The sequence below is a fragment of the Bacillus sp. FSL K6-3431 genome, assembly GCF_038002605.1.
Taxonomy (GTDB): domain Bacteria; phylum Bacillota; class Bacilli; order Bacillales; family Bacillaceae_C; genus Lederbergia.
Map to the genome: position 1 here is coordinate 3,708,775 of NZ_JBBOCT010000001.1, position 17,576 is coordinate 3,726,350.

A 17,576-nucleotide genomic window follows, 5' to 3' on the forward strand; every position below is an offset into this window, starting at 1 on the left:
TAAATGATAAATAAAGGTAATAGAATTGTTGAGGGTAACTATGAAAACTTGGTATATGATTATAACTCTTATTCTAGCGTCGCTTCTGTCTCTTTTCGTAGGTGTGAGTAATATTTCACCTCTTCATTTGCTAGATTTTCAATCGGAAGAAACGCAGATTTTTTTAATAAGTCGTCTGCCTCGCCTTATGGCAATCATATTGGCTGGAGCTGGTATGAGTATTGCAGGCTTAATTATGCAGCAGTTGAGTCGTAACAAATTTGTTTCCCCGACTACTGCCGGTACACTCGATGCAACCAGGCTTGGTATCCTCGTCTCTATGTTATTATTTGCGAATGCAACGATGCTAGAAAAAATGGCTGTAGCTTTTGCCTTTGCCTTAGCTGGTACATTTTTATTCATGCAAATATTAGATCGAATTAAGTTCAAGGATGCAATTTTCATCCCACTTGTGGGACTTATGTTTGGTAATATTTTATCTTCCGTAACGACTTTCTTTGCTTACAAAGCAGACGTTATTCAAAACATGTCTGCGTGGTTGCAAGGAGACTTTTCTATGATTATGAAAGGTCGGTATGAGCTTTTATATATTAGTATTCCCGTCTTAATTATTGCTTATTTGTATGCAAACCGTTTTACCGTAGCAGGAATGGGAGAGGACTTTTCGAAGAACCTTGGCCTCGCATATAAACGGGTTGTGAACATAGGCTTAATACTTGTTGCGCTTATTACAGCAACTGTTGTTTTGACTGTTGGGATGATCCCATTTTTAGGTTTAATTATTCCTAACATTATTTCTATAGCTAAAGGCGACCATTTACAAAAGACTTTACCACATACAGCATTACTAGGTGCCACGTTTCTTCTGATTTGCGATATATTGGGCCGTGTGCTCATTTATCCATACGAAATTTCTATCAGTTTAATGGTAGGGGTAATCGGAAGCGGTATTTTCTTATACTTACTGTTCCGGAGGAAAGCATATGCGTAACTCGACGAAGATCGCCATCCTTTGCTTGGTCGCGGCGGGATGTTGTAGCCTGTATTTATTTCATGGATTAAACGGTAGCTTCGATTATGCGCTACCGAGAAGAGGAATTAAAGTTCTTGCGATGGTATTGACTGGGCTAGCCATATCCTATGCAACCATCGTGTTTCAAACAATTACCCATAATAGAATTTTAACACCAAGCATCATGGGTCTTGATTCGTTATACTTACTTATCCAGACAGTGGCGATATTCTTTTTAGGGTCAAATCACGTTACGATTGTAAATAAACAATTGAATTTCACTTTTTCTGTAATAATGATGGTCGTTTTCGCATTGCTACTCTATCATTTCTTATTTAAAAAAGGGCAACAACCGATTTACTTTTTACTTTTGGTCGGTATTATTATTGGTACTTTTTTCCAAAGTATCTCTACATTTTTACAAGTCCTTATTGACCCGAATGAGTTTCAAATCGTCCAAGACCGTATGTTTGCGAGTTTTAATAATGTAAACGGTGATCTGGTTTGGTTATCACTTGTTCTTATCGCTATCGTTATTGCATTCGGTTGGCGAACGATTGCATATCTGGATGTGTTGTCATTAGGAAGAGAGACTGCAATCAATTTGGGTGTCTCCTATGACAGAATTGTAAAGCAAATGCTTGTTACTGCAGCTATTTTAATTGCTATTTCTACAGCTTTAGTTGGACCTATTACGTTTTTTGGTTTAATTGTTGCGAATTTGTCCTATCAGTTTTTCCGAACATATAAGCATCGGATTTTAATTAGCGGGGCAGTTGCGATGAGTGTGATTGCGCTAGTTGGCGGACAATGGGTTGTAGAGCGAGTGTTCACATTCTCCACAACACTTAGTGTCATCATTAATTTTATTGGTGGAATATATTTCATTTATTTATTGCTGAAGGAGAGTCGATCGTCATGATTCAAGTACGTAGCTTAACGAAATTATATGGGAAGAAGCGAGTAGTTGAAGATGTCACGGTTAATATCCAACGTGGTCAAATTACATCGTTTATTGGGCCGAACGGGGCAGGTAAATCTACGTTGCTTTCTATGGTAAGTCGTCTTCTTGCTGCTGATACTGGCGAAGTGCTTGTAGATAATACAGATGTCAGAGGCATGAAATCAAATGATTTTTCAAAAAAAGTATCGATTTTGAAGCAGTCTAACTATATGAATGTGCGCTTAACCATTCGGGAACTTGTATCATTCGGACGTTTTCCATATTCAAAAGGTCGGTTAACTCCGAAAGACAAAGAAATGGTCGATCAAGCAATTGAATATATGGCTTTGGCAGATATGGAAGATGCGTATCTTGATGAGCTATCTGGTGGACAACGCCAACGAGCATTTATTGCGATGGTTATTGCACAAGATACAGATTATATTTTACTAGATGAGCCACTGAATAATCTCGACATGAAACACTCTGTTCAGATTATGAAAATATTACGAAGACTTGTTGATGATTTAGGGAAAACAGTAGTCATTGTTCTCCATGATATTAACTTCGCATCGGTCTATTCTGATAGAATTGTTGCATTAAAGGATGGGAGAGTTGTAAAAGATGGTCCGACCGAAGAAATAATTCAGTCAGACTCATTAAAAGAAATTTACGACATGGACATTCCAATCAAGCAATTAAGCAATTGTCGAATATGTGTTTATTTTAATTCATAATAAAAGGAAGTAGAATTTATAACTAATGACACCTGCGATGGTGCTTATTTTAGCTGCACGCGGATTGAATTGGCATTATAATAAATATAAGAAGATCGTAGAGCATTCGGCTCTACGGTTTTTTTGTAGGGAAAATACAATAAAGATAGAAGAACGTAATGTAAGAAAAGTTTCAAGCCAACGATATTTAAATGTTCTCCAGACAGAAATCCAAGCAGCAGTTAAAATAGCTCTAACTAAGGCATTTTTACAAAATTTGATGTACATAAAGGAAAGCAAGGTGTTATTGTTGTAGGAAAGGGGTTAAAGAGGTTTTAGATCCTGATGAAGATGATGAAAATTGATACCGGCGATTGTTCAGGAATTTATTATATCTTAATAAAATCAAAATGATTTTACAGCAAATATCCATTAAAAGTGCTAGGGAATGGACTGAAAATGGCTATTGGATGTAACAGAGAAAAATTTATAATATGAAAATAAATTTACAAGTAGAGGAGACTTCCATATGATCGGTGTGATTGCACCTTACTCTCAGTTTAGAGTAGAAGTAGAGAACATATCTGGAAACTTGAATATCCCTGTTGTAGTAGAAGTTGGTGCTTTGAGATCTGGATTAGCTAAAGCAAGGAAAATGATTAGAGATTACGGTGTGAAAGTAATAATTGCAAGGGGTCCCACAGCAAGTTTCCTTAAAAAAAAGTTGGATATCCCTATCATAAAGATAGATGTCACGAATTTTGACATTATGAAAACTTTAAGTGATGCAAAAAAAATAGACGATACCATTGTATTAATTGATCATGTCGAAAACCATGGGAGGAATGATTTAAAGGCCATACAAGAAATCCTTAATATCGACATTCATTTGAAGGAATTCGAACATGAAAGGGATATTATAGATCAAATTGATGAAATTGCTAAAAAGGGTGAACAAAGACTAATTGTAGGAACGGCAGAATGTATGGAGAAAACAGCTGGAAAAAAGGGAGTACAATCCTTTATTGTTTTTTCGCAAACAGATTCCATAACAGAATCTCTATGGAGAGCGAAGGAAACGCTTGAGCATTTCGCCAAGGAAGAGATGAAGCAAAAGCATTTGGAGGCGGTTATCTCCCATGCATTCGCTGGAGTAATATCGACCGATCAATTCAATAATGTAACCGTATTTAATGATGTGGCAGGAAAGCACTTAGGTATTCGTGCAACTGATATTATAGGGCGTAATATCGCAAATATCCATTTGCCGCTGTTCAAGAAGTTAATAGGAGATTCTAAAGCCGCCACAAAGAAAGTGGTTAAAAATGGAAATAAAAAATATGTGTTAAATCGAGTTTGTCTTGACAATATGGGAATGGTTATTCATTTTCAAGAAGCAGAGGATGTTTTACAGATAGATACAAAAATTAGAAGTGAATTATATCATCGTAGATTTTATGCCAAGTATGAGTTTGACGAACTTGTTTTTCAAAGCGACATTATGAATCGAGTGATTTCGTTGGCCAAAGCTTACGCTAAATCGAGTAGTAATATTTTGATCTATGGAGAGAGTGGAACTGGAAAGGAATTAATTGCGCAAAGCATACATAATGAAAGTGGACGTAAATATGGACCTTTTATTGCAATTAATTGCGCAGCACTACCGGAAAATCTACTAGAGAGTGAATTATTTGGTTATGAGGACGGTGCCTTTACAGGGGCGAAGAAAGGAGGAAAAGCGGGACTGTTTGAAATGGCACATGGAGGTACCATTTTCCTAGATGAAATTGGAGATATTGCACCAGCATTGCAAGCAAGATTGTTGAGAGTATTACAAGAAAAAGAGGTTCGGAGAATTGGCGGAGAAAAAATTATTCCTGTTGACATAAGGGTAGTTTCCGCGACAAATAAAGACTTGTTGGAGTCAATTCAAACAGAGGAATTTAGAAGCGATTTATACTATCGACTAAATATTTTACACATTCATCTCCCTGCACTTAGAGATCGAAAAGAGGATATTGACCTTCTTATTGATAGGTTGCTTAAGAAACATAATGGAGATTTCAATTTGATTTCAAGAACGACAAGAGAGATATTGAATAAATATTACTGGCCAGGAAATATTCGCGAGCTTGAAAATGTCATAGAACGGGCTGTAGCAGTTGGATCGCATTTTCAAGGACAGATTATCGATCTTTTACCTAAGCGGGTTGCTTTTGATTCCGGAAAAGTAAATGAAGAAGAGTCGGTAGAATATGTGAAAGTGAAGATTGGTAGTCTTGAAGAGATGGAAAACCAAATATTTGATACATTGGGAGCTAAATACGAAGGGAATAAAACTGAGCTTGCTGATCAACTTGGGATTAGTAGAACAACATTATGGAAGAAAATGAAAAGAGTAAATTAAGTAATATGTTTACTTGTTGAACAATCGGTGTTCAAAATAAAAACATTGCTGTTTTTATTATGAACGAGGAGATGTGTGGACAGATTGTTTATTCGTATGAGTACTCTATATTTTATACACTTTTTTATTTAATATAAAAATGAAGGCGATTACCAATAAGGTGATCCCTTACACTCGAAACCTTGTATAAGTTAAGGTGTTAGGGTGTTTTTTTGTCTGAAATTAAATATTTTACGTTTTTTTTTATTGTTGGCACGCAACTTGCAAGAGTATAAGTGAATACAAATTAGGAGGAATAAAATATGGACAATCATCATTTCTTAAACCCACCACAACCGGAAGAACTAGATTTGCAAAATGTCATATATGAAAAAAAGGGTGGAATTGCTACCATTACGATTAATCGTCCTGAGGTTTATAATTGCTTAAATTTTCAAACGCTGAAGGAAATGACACGTGTCTTTGAAATTGTTTCTTGGGATGACGAAGTTGGGGTAATTGTTTTAACAGGTTCAGGAGACAAAGCATTCTGTACAGGTGCTGATATGAAAGAACAAAATAATGAAATTTTAGAAAGACCACGCAATTATTGGAAATGGATGGGACAATTTATTGATGCTCACAAGAAGTTGCTTGATATAGGAAAACCAACGATTGCAAGATTAAATGGCATTGTAGTAGGTGGTGGTAATGAGTTTAATATGAACTGTGATTTAGCAATCATGGCTGATCATAGTTATATCCGCCAGGTTGGTAATTCTCATGGAAGTGTAGCTGCTGGTGGAGCAACACAATGGCTCCCAATCATGGTAGGAGATCGTCGTGCGCGTGAAATTTTGTGGCTAAATGAAGAGATTAGTCCTGAAAAGGCTTTGGAATGGGGATTAGTTAACCAAGTTGTACCATATGAACAATTGGATGAAGCTGTTGAAATCATGGCAAAGAAACTATTGAACAAGCTTCCTGAGTGCATGCGTTATACAAAAGAACAAACAAACTTCTGGAAAAAAATGCCGCTTGATTTGACAGTTGGCCATGCCCGTGACTGGCTAACTGTTCATACAGCAAACTATGAAACTCATGAAGCGATGCGTGCTTTTAGCGAAAAACGCTTGCCAGATTACAAGATGCTTCGTGAACGGATGAGCTCTGGAGATTCATACGAGCATATGTGGGGAGCTCCAGCACTTGATTGTTCGGAATGCGGGGCGAAGGATATCCCTGAGCACTTCAAACACTGTGGAGTTTGTGGTTCACCATTAAATAAATAAAGGTGGAATGGGAGTGACCTGTAATAGCCCGACAAGCACAAGGCGAATTGCGAGGGTTCAGATCTACCTCTACCACAGCAATTTGGCTTGTGACCTCAAGGGAATGATAGATACTGGAGCTAGACAAAAAATGCAATTTATATATAAAAATTTAATGATAGTTTATACATTATTGTAAAATGAAATATCTTAAATTATTGTTTCTGATCAAACAAATTGTGTAGTTATTTTATTGTAATTGCATAAATGTAAGCGGTTTTATTGGTGCTAAATTAAGTGACAGTAAAGAATGAATTTAAATGTATTCTAATTGGGAGTTTATTTCAGAGTGTTTGAATAATTAGGGGGATCATTTATGAGAAAATCAATGTCTGAAAGAGTAGCGGATGCATACAGTAAATATTTCCCAGATGCTTTTATATTTGCACTCGTTTTATCACTTTTGGCTATTTTAATGGCTACTATATTTACTGAATCCTCAGCAATCAATGTATTAGGTTATTGGTTCGATGGATTTCCAATGCTATTTACATTTGCATTCCAACTTATTATTACTTATGCAGCAGCACTTGTACTCGTCGATACACCAATTGTCCAGCGAATGATTAAAAAAATGGCACGTAAAATTAAGACACCGACCTTTGCTTACGTTTCAACAAGTATTATTGGGGCCTTAACCTCATTTTTAGGTTGGTACTTTGGCCCGGTTGTTACGTCACTTTATGCGAGGGCCTTAGGTCAAAACGTAAAAGGTGTTGATTATCGCCTGTTGGCTGCGGTCGCGTATTGTTCATTTACAATCTCACTTACAGGAATATCAGGAACCATTCCTTTGTTTGTAGCAACAGAAGGAGCACTTACTGAAATGTTGGGTGGACTTTATACCTTGGATCGAACAACATTTTCAGTTTTAAATATGGTTACTGCTTTTGCCATTGTTTTAGTTACAACCATTATCTTTTATTTTATAGGAAAAAATAAGAAGGAAATTGTGACGTACCATGATCTTGCGATCGTAAAGCCTGGAGAGCAAGCTGCAAGTATAGATGTGGAAATAACGTCAACTAATCAAACACATACAACATTTGCCGAGAAAGTGAATCATTTCCGTCCAATCCTCTTTATATTTGGTTTTCTTGGGCTTATTTATCTTGTTTATTATTTTGGGAAAAATGGGATTGATGGATTAAATTTGAATTCAGTTGCGTTTGTGTCGATCATATTAGGATTTCTTGTACACAAAAATCCAGTTACATATGTCGACTCATTTTCAAGAAATATTCCAGCAACGAGTAGTATTGCAATGCAATTTCCAATTTATGGGGGGATTGCATCTGTATTAGTCGGATCGGGGCTAACGATAAAACTATCCGAGTGGATGGTTAGTATATCAACGGAAATGACTTTCCCGATATATACATTTTTAGTTACAGGTGTAATTAATTTATTTATACCTTCAGCTGGTTCTCAATTTACTGCTACCGCACCGTTTATCATACCGGCTGCTGTTGAACTGGGAGTAGAGGTTCCACGTGCAATTCTATCAATCACATTTGGGGATATATGGACAAACCTTATTCAGCCGTTTTGGGCATTATTATACTTCCCAATTTTGGCATTGGGTACACGCTTAACTGTCCGCGACTTCATGGGATATTGCCTACCGATTTTGGTAGCGGTTGGGGCTATTTGGATTCTTGGGCTTTTGCTTTTACCACTTTAACGATAAAGCATACGAACTTCATCCACCTACAAAGGGAACGAAGGTAGGGTATTTAGGAGGAAAAAAATATGAAGCTTTCAACATCTATTCCTTATTATTATAAGTCGATTGATTTTAATAAATTAGTAAAAGAATATGAGCCACCTATTGAATATATGGAAGGTGGGTGGTTGTGGGAAAGAGAGCAGATTGAATGCACACAGTTTAGGCGACTACAGGCTACTTTGGCCCGCGGGGAGGAAATCCCTTTTTTTCAGAGGTTATGGAAAAAACACGATTTCCATCCAAGTGATGTAAAAAGTATCGCGGATATGCATAAAATCCCTCAATATACGATTGATGATATACGAGAGAGCATTGATCTTGAGCCACCATTTGGAGATTATCAAAAATATCATTTTGAAGATGGAACCTACGAGCCGCTGCGCTTTTATACTAGTGGTGGTACAACTGGAGCACCGCGGCCAACAATTTATTCAGCATGGGATAGAGAAGTGGGTGCAATTTTGAGTGCGAGAACTTTTTATCTGCACGGCATTCGGCCAGGGGACGCAGTCATGAATTCATGGGCATACTCCACACATAATGCAGCATGGATTATGGATCATGGTCTTTGGCATTGGCTAGGATGCACACCTGTTACAACTGGGACAGGTAATGTGACTCCTACGGAAAAACAAGTAGAATTTGCACAAACATTCGGTGTAAGTTCAATTTTAGCAACTTCAGATTACTTGGTTCATATCGGAAATACCGCCATGAAAATGGGAATTGATCCAAAAGTAGATCTAAAACTTAAAACACTATCGGCATTCGGGAATAAAGAGCCGGTGCAAAAAATGTTTGGATGTCCAGTTTATGATTCTTATGCGTTTCATGAAGTTCAATACGTTGCTGCAGAATGTCAGGCTGAAAACGGATTGCATATTTTTGAAGATGCTTTCATTGTTGAGGTTGTTGATTTTGAAACAGGTAAGCCATTGCCACCGGGCTATATGGGAAATATTGTTGTGACAGCGCTTTATAAAACAGGAACACAGCAGATCCGTTATAACATACAGGATATATCAGCTAGCTATGAAATAGAACAATGTTCATGTGGAAGTTGGCATAAAAAAATTGATTATTTTCAAGGTAGAAGCGATAACATGGTCAAATTGCGGGGAATCAATGTCTGGCCAGAAATACTAGGCGAAATTGTTAGTAAAAATCCGAAGGTCAATGGAGAATATTTTTGCTTTGTTGATACGTTAAGAATTGATGGAGAGGCCGGACGTGATGAGATGACAATCCTCGTAGAGCCAAAGTTTGCAAGTGTTGATGCATTTACATTACAACAAGAGCTTGAGAATGAATTAAAACGAAAGATTGGTGTGAAAATTAATGTGCAAATTGTTGAGGAAGATTCATTGCGTCCTTTAACAGGCCACGGATCAAGAGCAAAGCTAAAGCGCTTTGAAGAGCGAAGACTGGGGGCTCCAAAATGTTTGTGAAAGAGATGAAAGGAGTCATTTTGGAAGAACACGGAAATCTTGACAAGCTATTATATAAACGTGATTTACCAATCAATGTTATTAAAGAAGATGAAATTAGAGTTCAAGTGAAGTTTTGTGGATTAAATCATTTAGATATTTGGCTGCGCAAAGGTGGGACCGGGGATCGTCTATCATTTCCGCGTATTTCGGGAAGTGATGTAGTTGGGATTGTAACTGAAATTGGGCTGAATGTCACCAATGTGTCTAAGGGTGATACGGTTGTACTCTATCCTGGAAGAGGCTGCGGGGAATGTGCAGCTTGCTCCAAAGGTAGAGAAACGTTATGTAGAAGCTTTGAAGTACTTGGTTATAACAACGATGGCGGCTACTGTGAATATGTCCAAATCCAGGGGAAAAGAGCAGTAAAGATTACGGATGACAAGTTGGAAGAATGGGCAGGGGTTCCTGTCGCATATGTAACTGCTTGGAATGCACTTATAACAAAAGGGAAAATGACTGCAAAAGATACTGTTGTCATATGGGGAGCTTCTGGTGGTCTTGGCTATGCGGCCCTTTCGATTGCAAAAGCATTCGGGGCAAGGGCCATTGGTATTGTCAGTTCTGAAGAGAAGATCTCTTTTTTAAAGAAAAAAGGGTTTGATGATGTTGAATTTATTGTTCGCGACTCTGAAGTTGGAAAAAAGATTCGTGACTTAACTAATAAAGCTGGAGCAGATCTTGTATTAGATCATGTTGGGAGCAAAACTTTTAATGAAAGTTTAAAAATGCTTGGGAGAGGAGGGAGACTCTCGTTTTGTGGCATCACAACAGGACCAATCGCCGAAGTAGACTTGCGATTGATTTTTGGAAAGCAGATTACGATTACAGGTTCGTGGATGGGAGATTTACGCGATTTTCATGAAGTCATTGTATTCCTGTTGAGAACGAGGGCTTACCCGCATATTGACGAAGTATTTCCATTGGAAGAAGTGAAAGAGGCCCAGAAAATGCTTGAAGAAGGCAAGCATATTGGGAAAATCATTCTACAAATATAGGAGACATTCAAATCGGTATAAAGTAAGCAATCGTTAATAATCGGCCTATGATCGGTAATAAGGTGACCATAATCGGAATAACCATTCAGAGATCCGTAGTAATGAGGTGATAATCGGTAATAAAACGCTTTATTGATGGAGTTATGATAATAGAGTATTCAGGAGGACAGCTATGAATGTAAACCGTATTTTAGTAGTCGGATCGGGTATTATGGGGGGCGGAATTGCTTATGCAAGTGCTATTGGAAGCTTTGAAACAATCATTTGCGACATTAAGCAAGGCAGTCTGGATAAAGCGAAGGAATATATTGAAGGAGTGCTTGAAAAAGGTGTGAATCGAAATAAAATCACGGTTGAACAGAAGGAAGCTGCAAATAACAATATTTCGTATACAACGGATTTGAAATTGGCAGCAGAGAAGGCTGACTTTGTTATCGAGGCAGTTCCTGAAGTAAAAGCCATTAAACAACAGGTATTTGAACAGTTGGATAAATATACGAGAGAAGAAGTCATTCTCGCTACAAATACATCAACGATGAGCCCAACTGAAATTGGTTCTTACACAAAGCGTCCTGAAAAAGTGATTGCGATGCACTTTTTTAATCCGGTGCCATTAATGAGGCTTGTTGAAATAGCGCGCGGTCTTGAAACAAGTGACGAAACTGCTGGAGATGTCAAAGCTGTTGCATCCCAAATGGGCAAGGAAACAGTATTAATCAATGAGTTCCCAGGTTTTGTAACAAGCCGGATCAGCAGCATGGTCGGAAACGAAGCTTTCAATATGTTAATGGAGGGTGTAGGAACGCCTGAGGAAATTGACAAAGCAATTGAGCTTGGACTAAATTATCCGATGGGACCTTTTAAACTAGGAGATTTGGTTGGTCTTGATACAAGATTGAACAACCTAGAATACTTACATACTACTCTTGGCGAACGCTTCCGACCAAGTCCACTTCTAGTGAAATACGTAAAAGCAGGAAGACTGGGACGTAAAACAGGCAAGGGGGTTTATGATTATAATGACGAATCTTGATGTGGCAGAGTTGTTCATGGAATACAATTATTTACGCGTATCCATTGAAGATCTCATCGGCACGATCCAAATTTATCGTCCGGAAAAAAGAAATGCGATGGACTCAGATAGCTGGGCAGAGCTTGACCTCGCTATAAAACAATTGAACAATGACGATCAAGTCCGTGTGATCGTAATTACGGGACATGAAAAAACGTTTGTGGCAGGAGCAGACATTCAATGGATTCACGACAGGAAGCCATTGGATATATATGGTCTAGCAGTTCAAGATGTTTTGTTAAATGTATATAGATCGTATAAACCAGTAATCGGGGCCATTAATGGCTATGCACTTGGAGGAGGTTGTGAATTAGCTCTCTCTTGTGATATACGTGTTGGAAGTGAAACAGCAATGATGGGACAGCCTGAGATTAATTTAGGTATTTTACCTGCAGGGGGTGGTACTCAACAGCTAACAAAAATTATCGGCTTGGCTAAGGCGAAAGAATTAATTTTAACCGGTGACATGATTGATGCGCATGAAGCACATAGGCTTGGTCTATTAAATCATGTTGTATCAGCTGAGAAGTTAATGGAAAAGGCGTACGAGATTGCCAATAAAATTGCGGAGAAGTCACCTATTGCTGTGAAAATGGCGAAGATTGCACTGAATGAAAGCACAACAACCGATTTAGCTTCAGGACTTGCATTAGAAAAATCATTGCAGGCTGTGCTATTTAGTACAGAAGATAAAAAAGAGGGAACTAAAGCATTTTTAGAAAAAAGAAAAGCAGTTTTTAAAGGTGAGTGACATGGAGCAAAGAGACGTATATATTGTTGATGCAGTTAGAACCCCAATTGGAAGATACAAGGGTGCATTAAAGTCAGTTCGACCGGATGACATGGCTGCAATAGTAATTAAAGGGCTATTAGACAGGAATCGGACTATTCCAGTTACTGAAATTGAAGAGGTGGTTCTTGGTAATGCCAACGGAGCGGGGGAAGAAAATCGAAATGTAGCGCGTATGGCTGTGCTGCTCGCAGATCTACCAATTGAAGTAAGTGGAACTACGTTGAACCGTCTATGTGGTTCAGGTCTTGATGCCGTTAATTATGCTGCAAGAGCTATTCTGGCAAATGAGGGTGACATATTTATTGCAGGCGGTACGGAGAGTATGACTAGAGCTCCTTTTGTCATGGGCAAACCCGAGACTGACTTTCCTCGCGGAAATATGGAGTTGCTAGATACAACGATTGGTTGGAGATTCACAAATCCAAAATTCGAGAAACAATATGGTGCGGATAGCATGCCGCAAACAGCAGAAAATGTTGCGCAAAGATACGAGATTTCCCGTGAGGCGCAGGACCAGTTTGCCCTTGAGAGTCAATTAAAAGCAAAAACAGCGATGGAGAAAAGTAGATTTGCGGATGAAATCATTCCAGTTGAGATCAAAGATCGAAAAGGGAAAGTAACCGTAGTTAGTACAGATGAGCATCCGAGATCGAATTCAACAATAGAAGGTCTACAAAAGCTGCGCCCTATTTTTGAAAATGGTACAGTAACAGCAGGAAATGCTTCAGGTGTGAATGATGGTGCTTCCGTTCTACTCCTGATGAGTGGAGAAAAGGTAGAGGAGCTTGGATTAAAGCCACTTGGGAAGTATATCGTTTCAGCTGTTGCTGGACTTGAGCCGAGCGTGATGGGGCTTGGCCCAATTTATGCATCAAAAAAAGCTTTCGCTCGGGCTAATCTTTCTGCTAGGGATATGGGACTTGTTGAGTTGAATGAGGCATTTGCGTCCCAGTCCTTGGAGTGCATCAAGCAACTAGAACTAAATCCGGAAATTGTTAATGTGAATGGAGGTTCCATTGCATTTGGTCATCCGCTGGGTGCAAGTGGGGCGCGCATTTTAACAACTCTACTTCACGAAATGAAAAGACGTAAGGATGTTAAATACGGTCTAGCGACAATGTGTATTGGTGTAGGACAGGGAATTGCGACAATTGTTAAGAAAGTAGATAAGTAAAGTTAGAAACATAGCCTTAGGAGGAACGAATGAAGTCCTTCAAGCTATGTTTTTTCATATGCTATAATATCAGAATATAGTAAAATATCATTAAGAGGGAGGAATTCACGTGAAAATGGAAATAGGATTGGTGCAGCGTCAGACATTAAATGTTACGATGACTCAGAAATTACAACAGGCGATATCTATTCTTCAGTACTCCACGCAAGAGCTCACCTCTTTTCTTGAAATGAAAGCGATGGAAAATCCTTTAATTAATATAGAAAGTTCCGCAGTGGAGCCAGTTGATACTCGTGATACCATTGTGAGTAGAAAAACAACAAATATTGAATCTGATAGAAATAAGTGGCTTGAACAAATTGCCAATTCTTCTGAGAATCTTGCTGATTATTTATTATCGCAACTAATAATGGAAGCGTTGTCAATAATAGAGATAAATATTGCAAAACGACTCATTTATAATCTTGATATGAATGGATATTTGACTATTTCACTAGAAGATGTAGCGGCTATTACTAACGCTAACCAAGATGAGGCTGAGAAATGTCTTCATTTAATACAAAGTTTAGATCCTCCGGGTATTGCTGCAAGAACTTTACAAGAATGCTTGCTCTTGCAAGTAGAACGTAAAAAGGACATGCCTAAGCTCGTAACCACCTTGCTAACAAACTTTTTCAAAGATTTTGCTGAGAGAGAATGGAAATATATTTCAAGTAAACTATCTGTTAGCTTAACAGATATACAAAAGGCAGCAGATTTAATTAGAAAATTAAATCCGCGTCCAGGCTCGCAATTCATTAGTGAGCAACCTCAGTATGTGGTACCTGATTTAATATTAAAAATAAGCAAAGGAAAGATGAAATTAGAATTATGCGAGAAAGGTATGCCAACAATTACATACCAAGCTGATTACTATTCCAAAATGATTAGCCGTGGGGACCGACAAGTAAATCGGTTTTTGAATGAAAAAAAACAAGATTATTATTGGATTTTAAATAGTTTAGAGCAACGAAGAATAACGCTAATGAAGGTTGGAACAGCCATCCTTCAAGCACAGAATGACTTTTTCTTAAAAGGACTTCGTTTTCTACGGCCTCTTACAATGAAGGAACTAGCCCGAAGCATTGATATGCACGAATCGACTGTTAGCCGTGTGGTTAGAGGGAAATATATACAAACACCGAGTGGAATGTTCGAGCTCAGAATGTTCTTTTCACAAGCGTTACAAACGAATGATAATCGAGGCGGAGATGTAGCTTCAGCCATTCAGGCTAAAACTATGATTGAAGAATTAGTTCAAAAAGAAAATAAGAGTAAACCGTTGTCAGACCAAAAAATTGTCGAAGAGCTAAGTAAAAAAGGGATGGAGCTATCGAGAAGAACAGTGGCAAAATATCGTGAACAGCTGGGGATTCTTTCTTCAACGAAGCGAAAGCGCTATGCCTAATATATATGCAGTCAAATCTGGTATAGAGTGATTAAACTTATTGATTGTTCCCGACATTTTTTGAGGAAAGATGGTGTGAAGAAGCTTTCTCACATCTGCAAAAGGTATCTGAAAATGTTGCTTCTTTAATGAAGAGGACCGAGCTCTTAAAATAATTGATGGAAAAGTGAATTGGTAGGTAAAATAGCTACCTTTTACCACCACTTATGTGTTCGTTTTTTTGATCCTTATTTAAATTGAGATATAAAGACTAATTAAAGACATGTCGCAAATTGGAAAAGTCTCTTATAATAAAAGTATAGAAGATAATGGCCTTATATATGAAGGCGGTTACAATAAAAGGGAGGCTAATATAACTTGCAAACTATTGAACAACTAGAACATTTTATGACGGAACCGTCTGTAGCTCTCATTGAAGATATGAAAATAATAGAAGGAAATATCATGATTTTAGGTGTCGGAGGGAAGATGGGACCGACGCTTGCGAAGATGGCAAAGCGCGCGATTGATGCTGCTGGGGTTGAGAAAAAGGTAATTGGAGTTTCACGTTTTTCATCGGGTGCATTAAAGGGAGAGCTGGAGCAAGCTGGTATTGATACGATTGCCTGTGATTTATTGAATGAAGACGAGCTTACAAAGTTACCATATGAAAAAAACATTATCTATATGGCGGGAAATAAGTTTGGAACAACTGGAAATGAGCATTTTACATGGGCGATGAATACGTACTTGCCAGGTAGAATAGCAGAACACTTTAAACAAGCCAATATTGTTGCTTTTTCAACTGGCAATGTGTATCCCTTTGTTCCTGTTGCACAAGGTGGATGTGATGAATCCCATGAAGTGAATCCTGTCGGTGAATACGGGCAATCTTCTTTAGGGAGAGAGCGTATATTCACTCACTTTGCACATCGAGATCACACGCCATTGACTATTTTCCGTTTAAACTACGCGATTGATATGCGTTATGGCGTTTTATTAGAGATTGCGAGAGCTGTTCATGAAGGGCGAGAAATTGACGTATCTATGGGGCATGTTAATGTCATTTGGCAAGGAGATGCGAATGAATATGCCATTCGTTCCTTGCTCATCGCAGATGTTCCACCAACGATTTTGAATGTGACGGGACCAGAGTTATTACCAGTTCGCTGGATTGCTTCCCAGTTTGGAAAATTACTAGAAAAAGAGCCAGTGTTTACTGGGACAGAGCAGACAACGGCCCTTCTTAACAATTCTGGTAAAGCACATCGCTTGTTTGGTTATCCTCGAGTTTCTATTAATCAAATGATTGATTGGACAGCTGAATGGGTAAAAAATGATGGTGAAATTAGTGGTAAGCCGACACACTTCCAAGAAAGAAAGGGGTCATTTTAAAAATGTTAGCTCCTAAACTAGTAGAATTTTTACATGAAGGAACGGTAATACCTGCTCATCCACTTGCTTTAAATAAAGATAAAGAGCTTGATGAAGTAGCGCAACGCCGATTGACACATTATTATATGGAATCTGGTGCAGGCGGGATTGCAGTTGGTGTTCATACAACGCAATTTGAAATTCGTGACCCAGCGTATAATCTGCTCGAACCAGTTCTTAGAATGGCGGCAGAAGAAGTAGAAAAGGCGCAGCTTGATCGACCTTTTCTAAAAATTGCTGGCGTATGTGGGCCGACAGACCAAGCCATGAAAGAAGTTGAACTTGCAAAATCGCTTGGATATGATCTTGCATTACTAAGCAATGGTGGGCTTACAGGGTATTCAGAGTCTGAATTGCTTGAACGTACTAGAAGAGTGGCGGAAATCATGCCTGTATTCGGATTTTATTTACAACCATCTGTTGGTGGGCGTGTATTCACGTTTGATTTTTGGAAAGAGTTCGCTGAAATCCCGAATGTTGTTGCAATTAAAATGGCACCATTTAATCGGTATCAAACATTGGACGTTGTCCGCGCTGTTTGCGAGTCCTCAAGAAAAGATGAGATTGCCCTTTATACCGGGAATGACGATAATATTGTCTTGGATTTACTGACAACATATTCTTTTAATATTAATGGGGAGCAAGTTTCCAAAGCGATTGTTGGAGGACTGCTAGGACATTGGGCGGTGTGGACGGAAAAAGCAGTGAAGTTGTTTTCGGAATTAAAAGAGGCGAGAAGTAGTGGTGCAATTGAGGAGAAGTGGCTAACGCTAGCGCAAAGTGTGACAGATACAAATGCCGTCTTCTTTGACGCAGCTAATCAATTTAAAGGCTGTATCGCTGGAATAAATGAAATTTTGGCACGCCAAGGATTATTGCAAGGTAACTGGTGCTTATCAGACCATGAAGTGATGTCTCGGGGACAGGCCGATGAAATCGAGAGAGTGTACCGGATGTACCCTGAGCTCCATGATGATGAGTTTGTAAAGCAATTTCTAAATACGTATAAGGTATAATTAGCATAAACTAAGGGCGCTTCCAAGATCGGAAGTGCTTTCTTTTTCAATATGTAAGG

14 protein-coding genes are annotated in these 17,576 nt (G+C 38.5%); all 14 read left to right on the top strand.

Annotated elements, in window-relative coordinates:
* Positions 1-40: 40 nt before the first annotated feature.
* The 14 genes from MHB53_RS18025 to MHB53_RS18090 all read left to right on the top strand — a co-directional run bounded on the left by MHB53_RS18025 (position 41) and on the right by MHB53_RS18090 (position 17,517).
* On the top strand, positions 41-991 hold the full coding sequence (locus MHB53_RS18025; protein WP_340920960.1) for an ABC transporter permease: 951 nt from the start codon (positions 41-43) through the stop codon (positions 989-991).
* Positions 984-1,934: an iron chelate uptake ABC transporter family permease subunit gene (locus tag MHB53_RS18030; RefSeq protein WP_340920962.1), complete on the top strand. Its 951-nt coding sequence runs from the start codon at positions 984-986 to the stop codon at positions 1,932-1,934. The genes MHB53_RS18025 and MHB53_RS18030 overlap by 8 nt, the downstream gene beginning before the upstream one ends.
* Positions 1,931-2,692 (top strand): iron ABC transporter ATP-binding protein, encoded by a 762-nt coding sequence (locus MHB53_RS18035; RefSeq protein ID WP_340920964.1) that lies wholly within the window; start codon positions 1,931-1,933, stop codon positions 2,690-2,692. Before MHB53_RS18030 ends, MHB53_RS18035 begins: the two co-directional genes overlap by 4 nt.
* A gap of 508 nt (positions 2,693-3,200) precedes the next feature.
* Complete coding sequence (locus MHB53_RS18040) at positions 3,201-5,078, top strand: sigma 54-interacting transcriptional regulator (RefSeq protein ID WP_340920966.1); 1,878 nt, start codon at positions 3,201-3,203, stop codon at positions 5,076-5,078.
* A gap of 302 nt (positions 5,079-5,380) precedes the next feature.
* Positions 5,381-6,349, top strand: coding sequence for an enoyl-CoA hydratase/isomerase family protein (locus tag MHB53_RS18045; RefSeq protein WP_340920968.1), 969 nt, complete (start codon positions 5,381-5,383; stop codon positions 6,347-6,349).
* A gap of 355 nt (positions 6,350-6,704) precedes the next feature.
* Complete coding sequence (locus MHB53_RS18050) at positions 6,705-8,072, top strand: TIGR00366 family protein (protein WP_340920969.1); 1,368 nt, start codon at positions 6,705-6,707, stop codon at positions 8,070-8,072.
* A 68-nt stretch (positions 8,073-8,140) separates the two neighbouring features.
* Positions 8,141-9,565 (top strand): phenylacetate--CoA ligase family protein, encoded by a 1,425-nt coding sequence (locus MHB53_RS18055; RefSeq protein WP_340920972.1) that lies wholly within the window; start codon positions 8,141-8,143, stop codon positions 9,563-9,565.
* Positions 9,556-10,602: a zinc-binding dehydrogenase gene (locus MHB53_RS18060; protein WP_340920974.1), complete on the top strand. Its 1,047-nt coding sequence runs from the start codon at positions 9,556-9,558 to the stop codon at positions 10,600-10,602. The genes MHB53_RS18055 and MHB53_RS18060 overlap by 10 nt, the downstream gene beginning before the upstream one ends.
* Positions 10,603-10,774: 172 nt before the next feature.
* The gene (locus MHB53_RS18065) at positions 10,775-11,635 is read left to right on the top strand and encodes a 3-hydroxyacyl-CoA dehydrogenase (RefSeq protein ID WP_340920976.1); all 861 of its coding nucleotides are present in this window, start codon (positions 10,775-10,777) and stop codon (positions 11,633-11,635) included.
* On the top strand, positions 11,622-12,425 hold the full coding sequence (locus MHB53_RS18070; protein WP_340920978.1) for an enoyl-CoA hydratase/isomerase family protein: 804 nt from the start codon (positions 11,622-11,624) through the stop codon (positions 12,423-12,425). The genes MHB53_RS18065 and MHB53_RS18070 overlap by 14 nt, the downstream gene beginning before the upstream one ends.
* 1 nt (position 12,426) lies before the next feature.
* The gene (locus tag MHB53_RS18075) at positions 12,427-13,641 is read left to right on the top strand and encodes a thiolase family protein (protein ID WP_340920981.1); all 1,215 of its coding nucleotides are present in this window, start codon (positions 12,427-12,429) and stop codon (positions 13,639-13,641) included.
* Positions 13,642-13,756: 115 nt separating this feature from the next.
* Positions 13,757-15,088: an RNA polymerase factor sigma-54 gene (gene rpoN, locus MHB53_RS18080; RefSeq protein ID WP_340924817.1), complete on the top strand. Its 1,332-nt coding sequence runs from the start codon at positions 13,757-13,759 to the stop codon at positions 15,086-15,088.
* Positions 15,089-15,445: 357 nt separating this feature from the next.
* Complete coding sequence (locus tag MHB53_RS18085; protein WP_340920984.1) at positions 15,446-16,462, top strand: NAD-dependent epimerase/dehydratase family protein; 1,017 nt, start codon at positions 15,446-15,448, stop codon at positions 16,460-16,462.
* 2 nt (positions 16,463-16,464) lie between these two features.
* Positions 16,465-17,517: a dihydrodipicolinate synthase family protein gene (locus tag MHB53_RS18090; RefSeq protein ID WP_340920987.1), complete on the top strand. Its 1,053-nt coding sequence runs from the start codon at positions 16,465-16,467 to the stop codon at positions 17,515-17,517.
* Positions 17,518-17,576: the final 59 nt, after the last annotated feature.

Bases quoted from the DNA above. Each gene is read 5' to 3' on its own strand.
- MHB53_RS18025 (WP_340920960.1), top strand. From the start codon at position 41: ATGAAAACTTGGTATATGATTATAACTCTTATTCTAGCGTCGCTTCTG.
- MHB53_RS18030 (WP_340920962.1), top strand. From the start codon at position 984: ATGCGTAACTCGACGAAGATCGCCATCCTTTGCTTGGTCGCGGCGGGA.
- MHB53_RS18035 (WP_340920964.1), top strand. From the start codon at position 1,931: ATGATTCAAGTACGTAGCTTAACGAAATTATATGGGAAGAAGCGAGTA.
- MHB53_RS18040 (WP_340920966.1), top strand. From the start codon at position 3,201: ATGATCGGTGTGATTGCACCTTACTCTCAGTTTAGAGTAGAAGTAGAG.
- MHB53_RS18045 (WP_340920968.1), top strand. From the start codon at position 5,381: ATGGACAATCATCATTTCTTAAACCCACCACAACCGGAAGAACTAGAT.
- MHB53_RS18050 (WP_340920969.1), top strand. From the start codon at position 6,705: ATGAGAAAATCAATGTCTGAAAGAGTAGCGGATGCATACAGTAAATAT.
- MHB53_RS18055 (WP_340920972.1), top strand. From the start codon at position 8,141: ATGAAGCTTTCAACATCTATTCCTTATTATTATAAGTCGATTGATTTT.
- MHB53_RS18060 (WP_340920974.1), top strand. From the start codon at position 9,556: ATGTTTGTGAAAGAGATGAAAGGAGTCATTTTGGAAGAACACGGAAAT.
- MHB53_RS18065 (WP_340920976.1), top strand. From the start codon at position 10,775: ATGAATGTAAACCGTATTTTAGTAGTCGGATCGGGTATTATGGGGGGC.
- MHB53_RS18070 (WP_340920978.1), top strand. From the start codon at position 11,622: ATGACGAATCTTGATGTGGCAGAGTTGTTCATGGAATACAATTATTTA.
- MHB53_RS18075 (WP_340920981.1), top strand. From the start codon at position 12,427: ATGGAGCAAAGAGACGTATATATTGTTGATGCAGTTAGAACCCCAATT.
- rpoN (WP_340924817.1), top strand. From the start codon at position 13,757: ATGGAAATAGGATTGGTGCAGCGTCAGACATTAAATGTTACGATGACT.
- MHB53_RS18090 (WP_340920987.1), top strand. From the start codon at position 16,465: ATGTTAGCTCCTAAACTAGTAGAATTTTTACATGAAGGAACGGTAATA.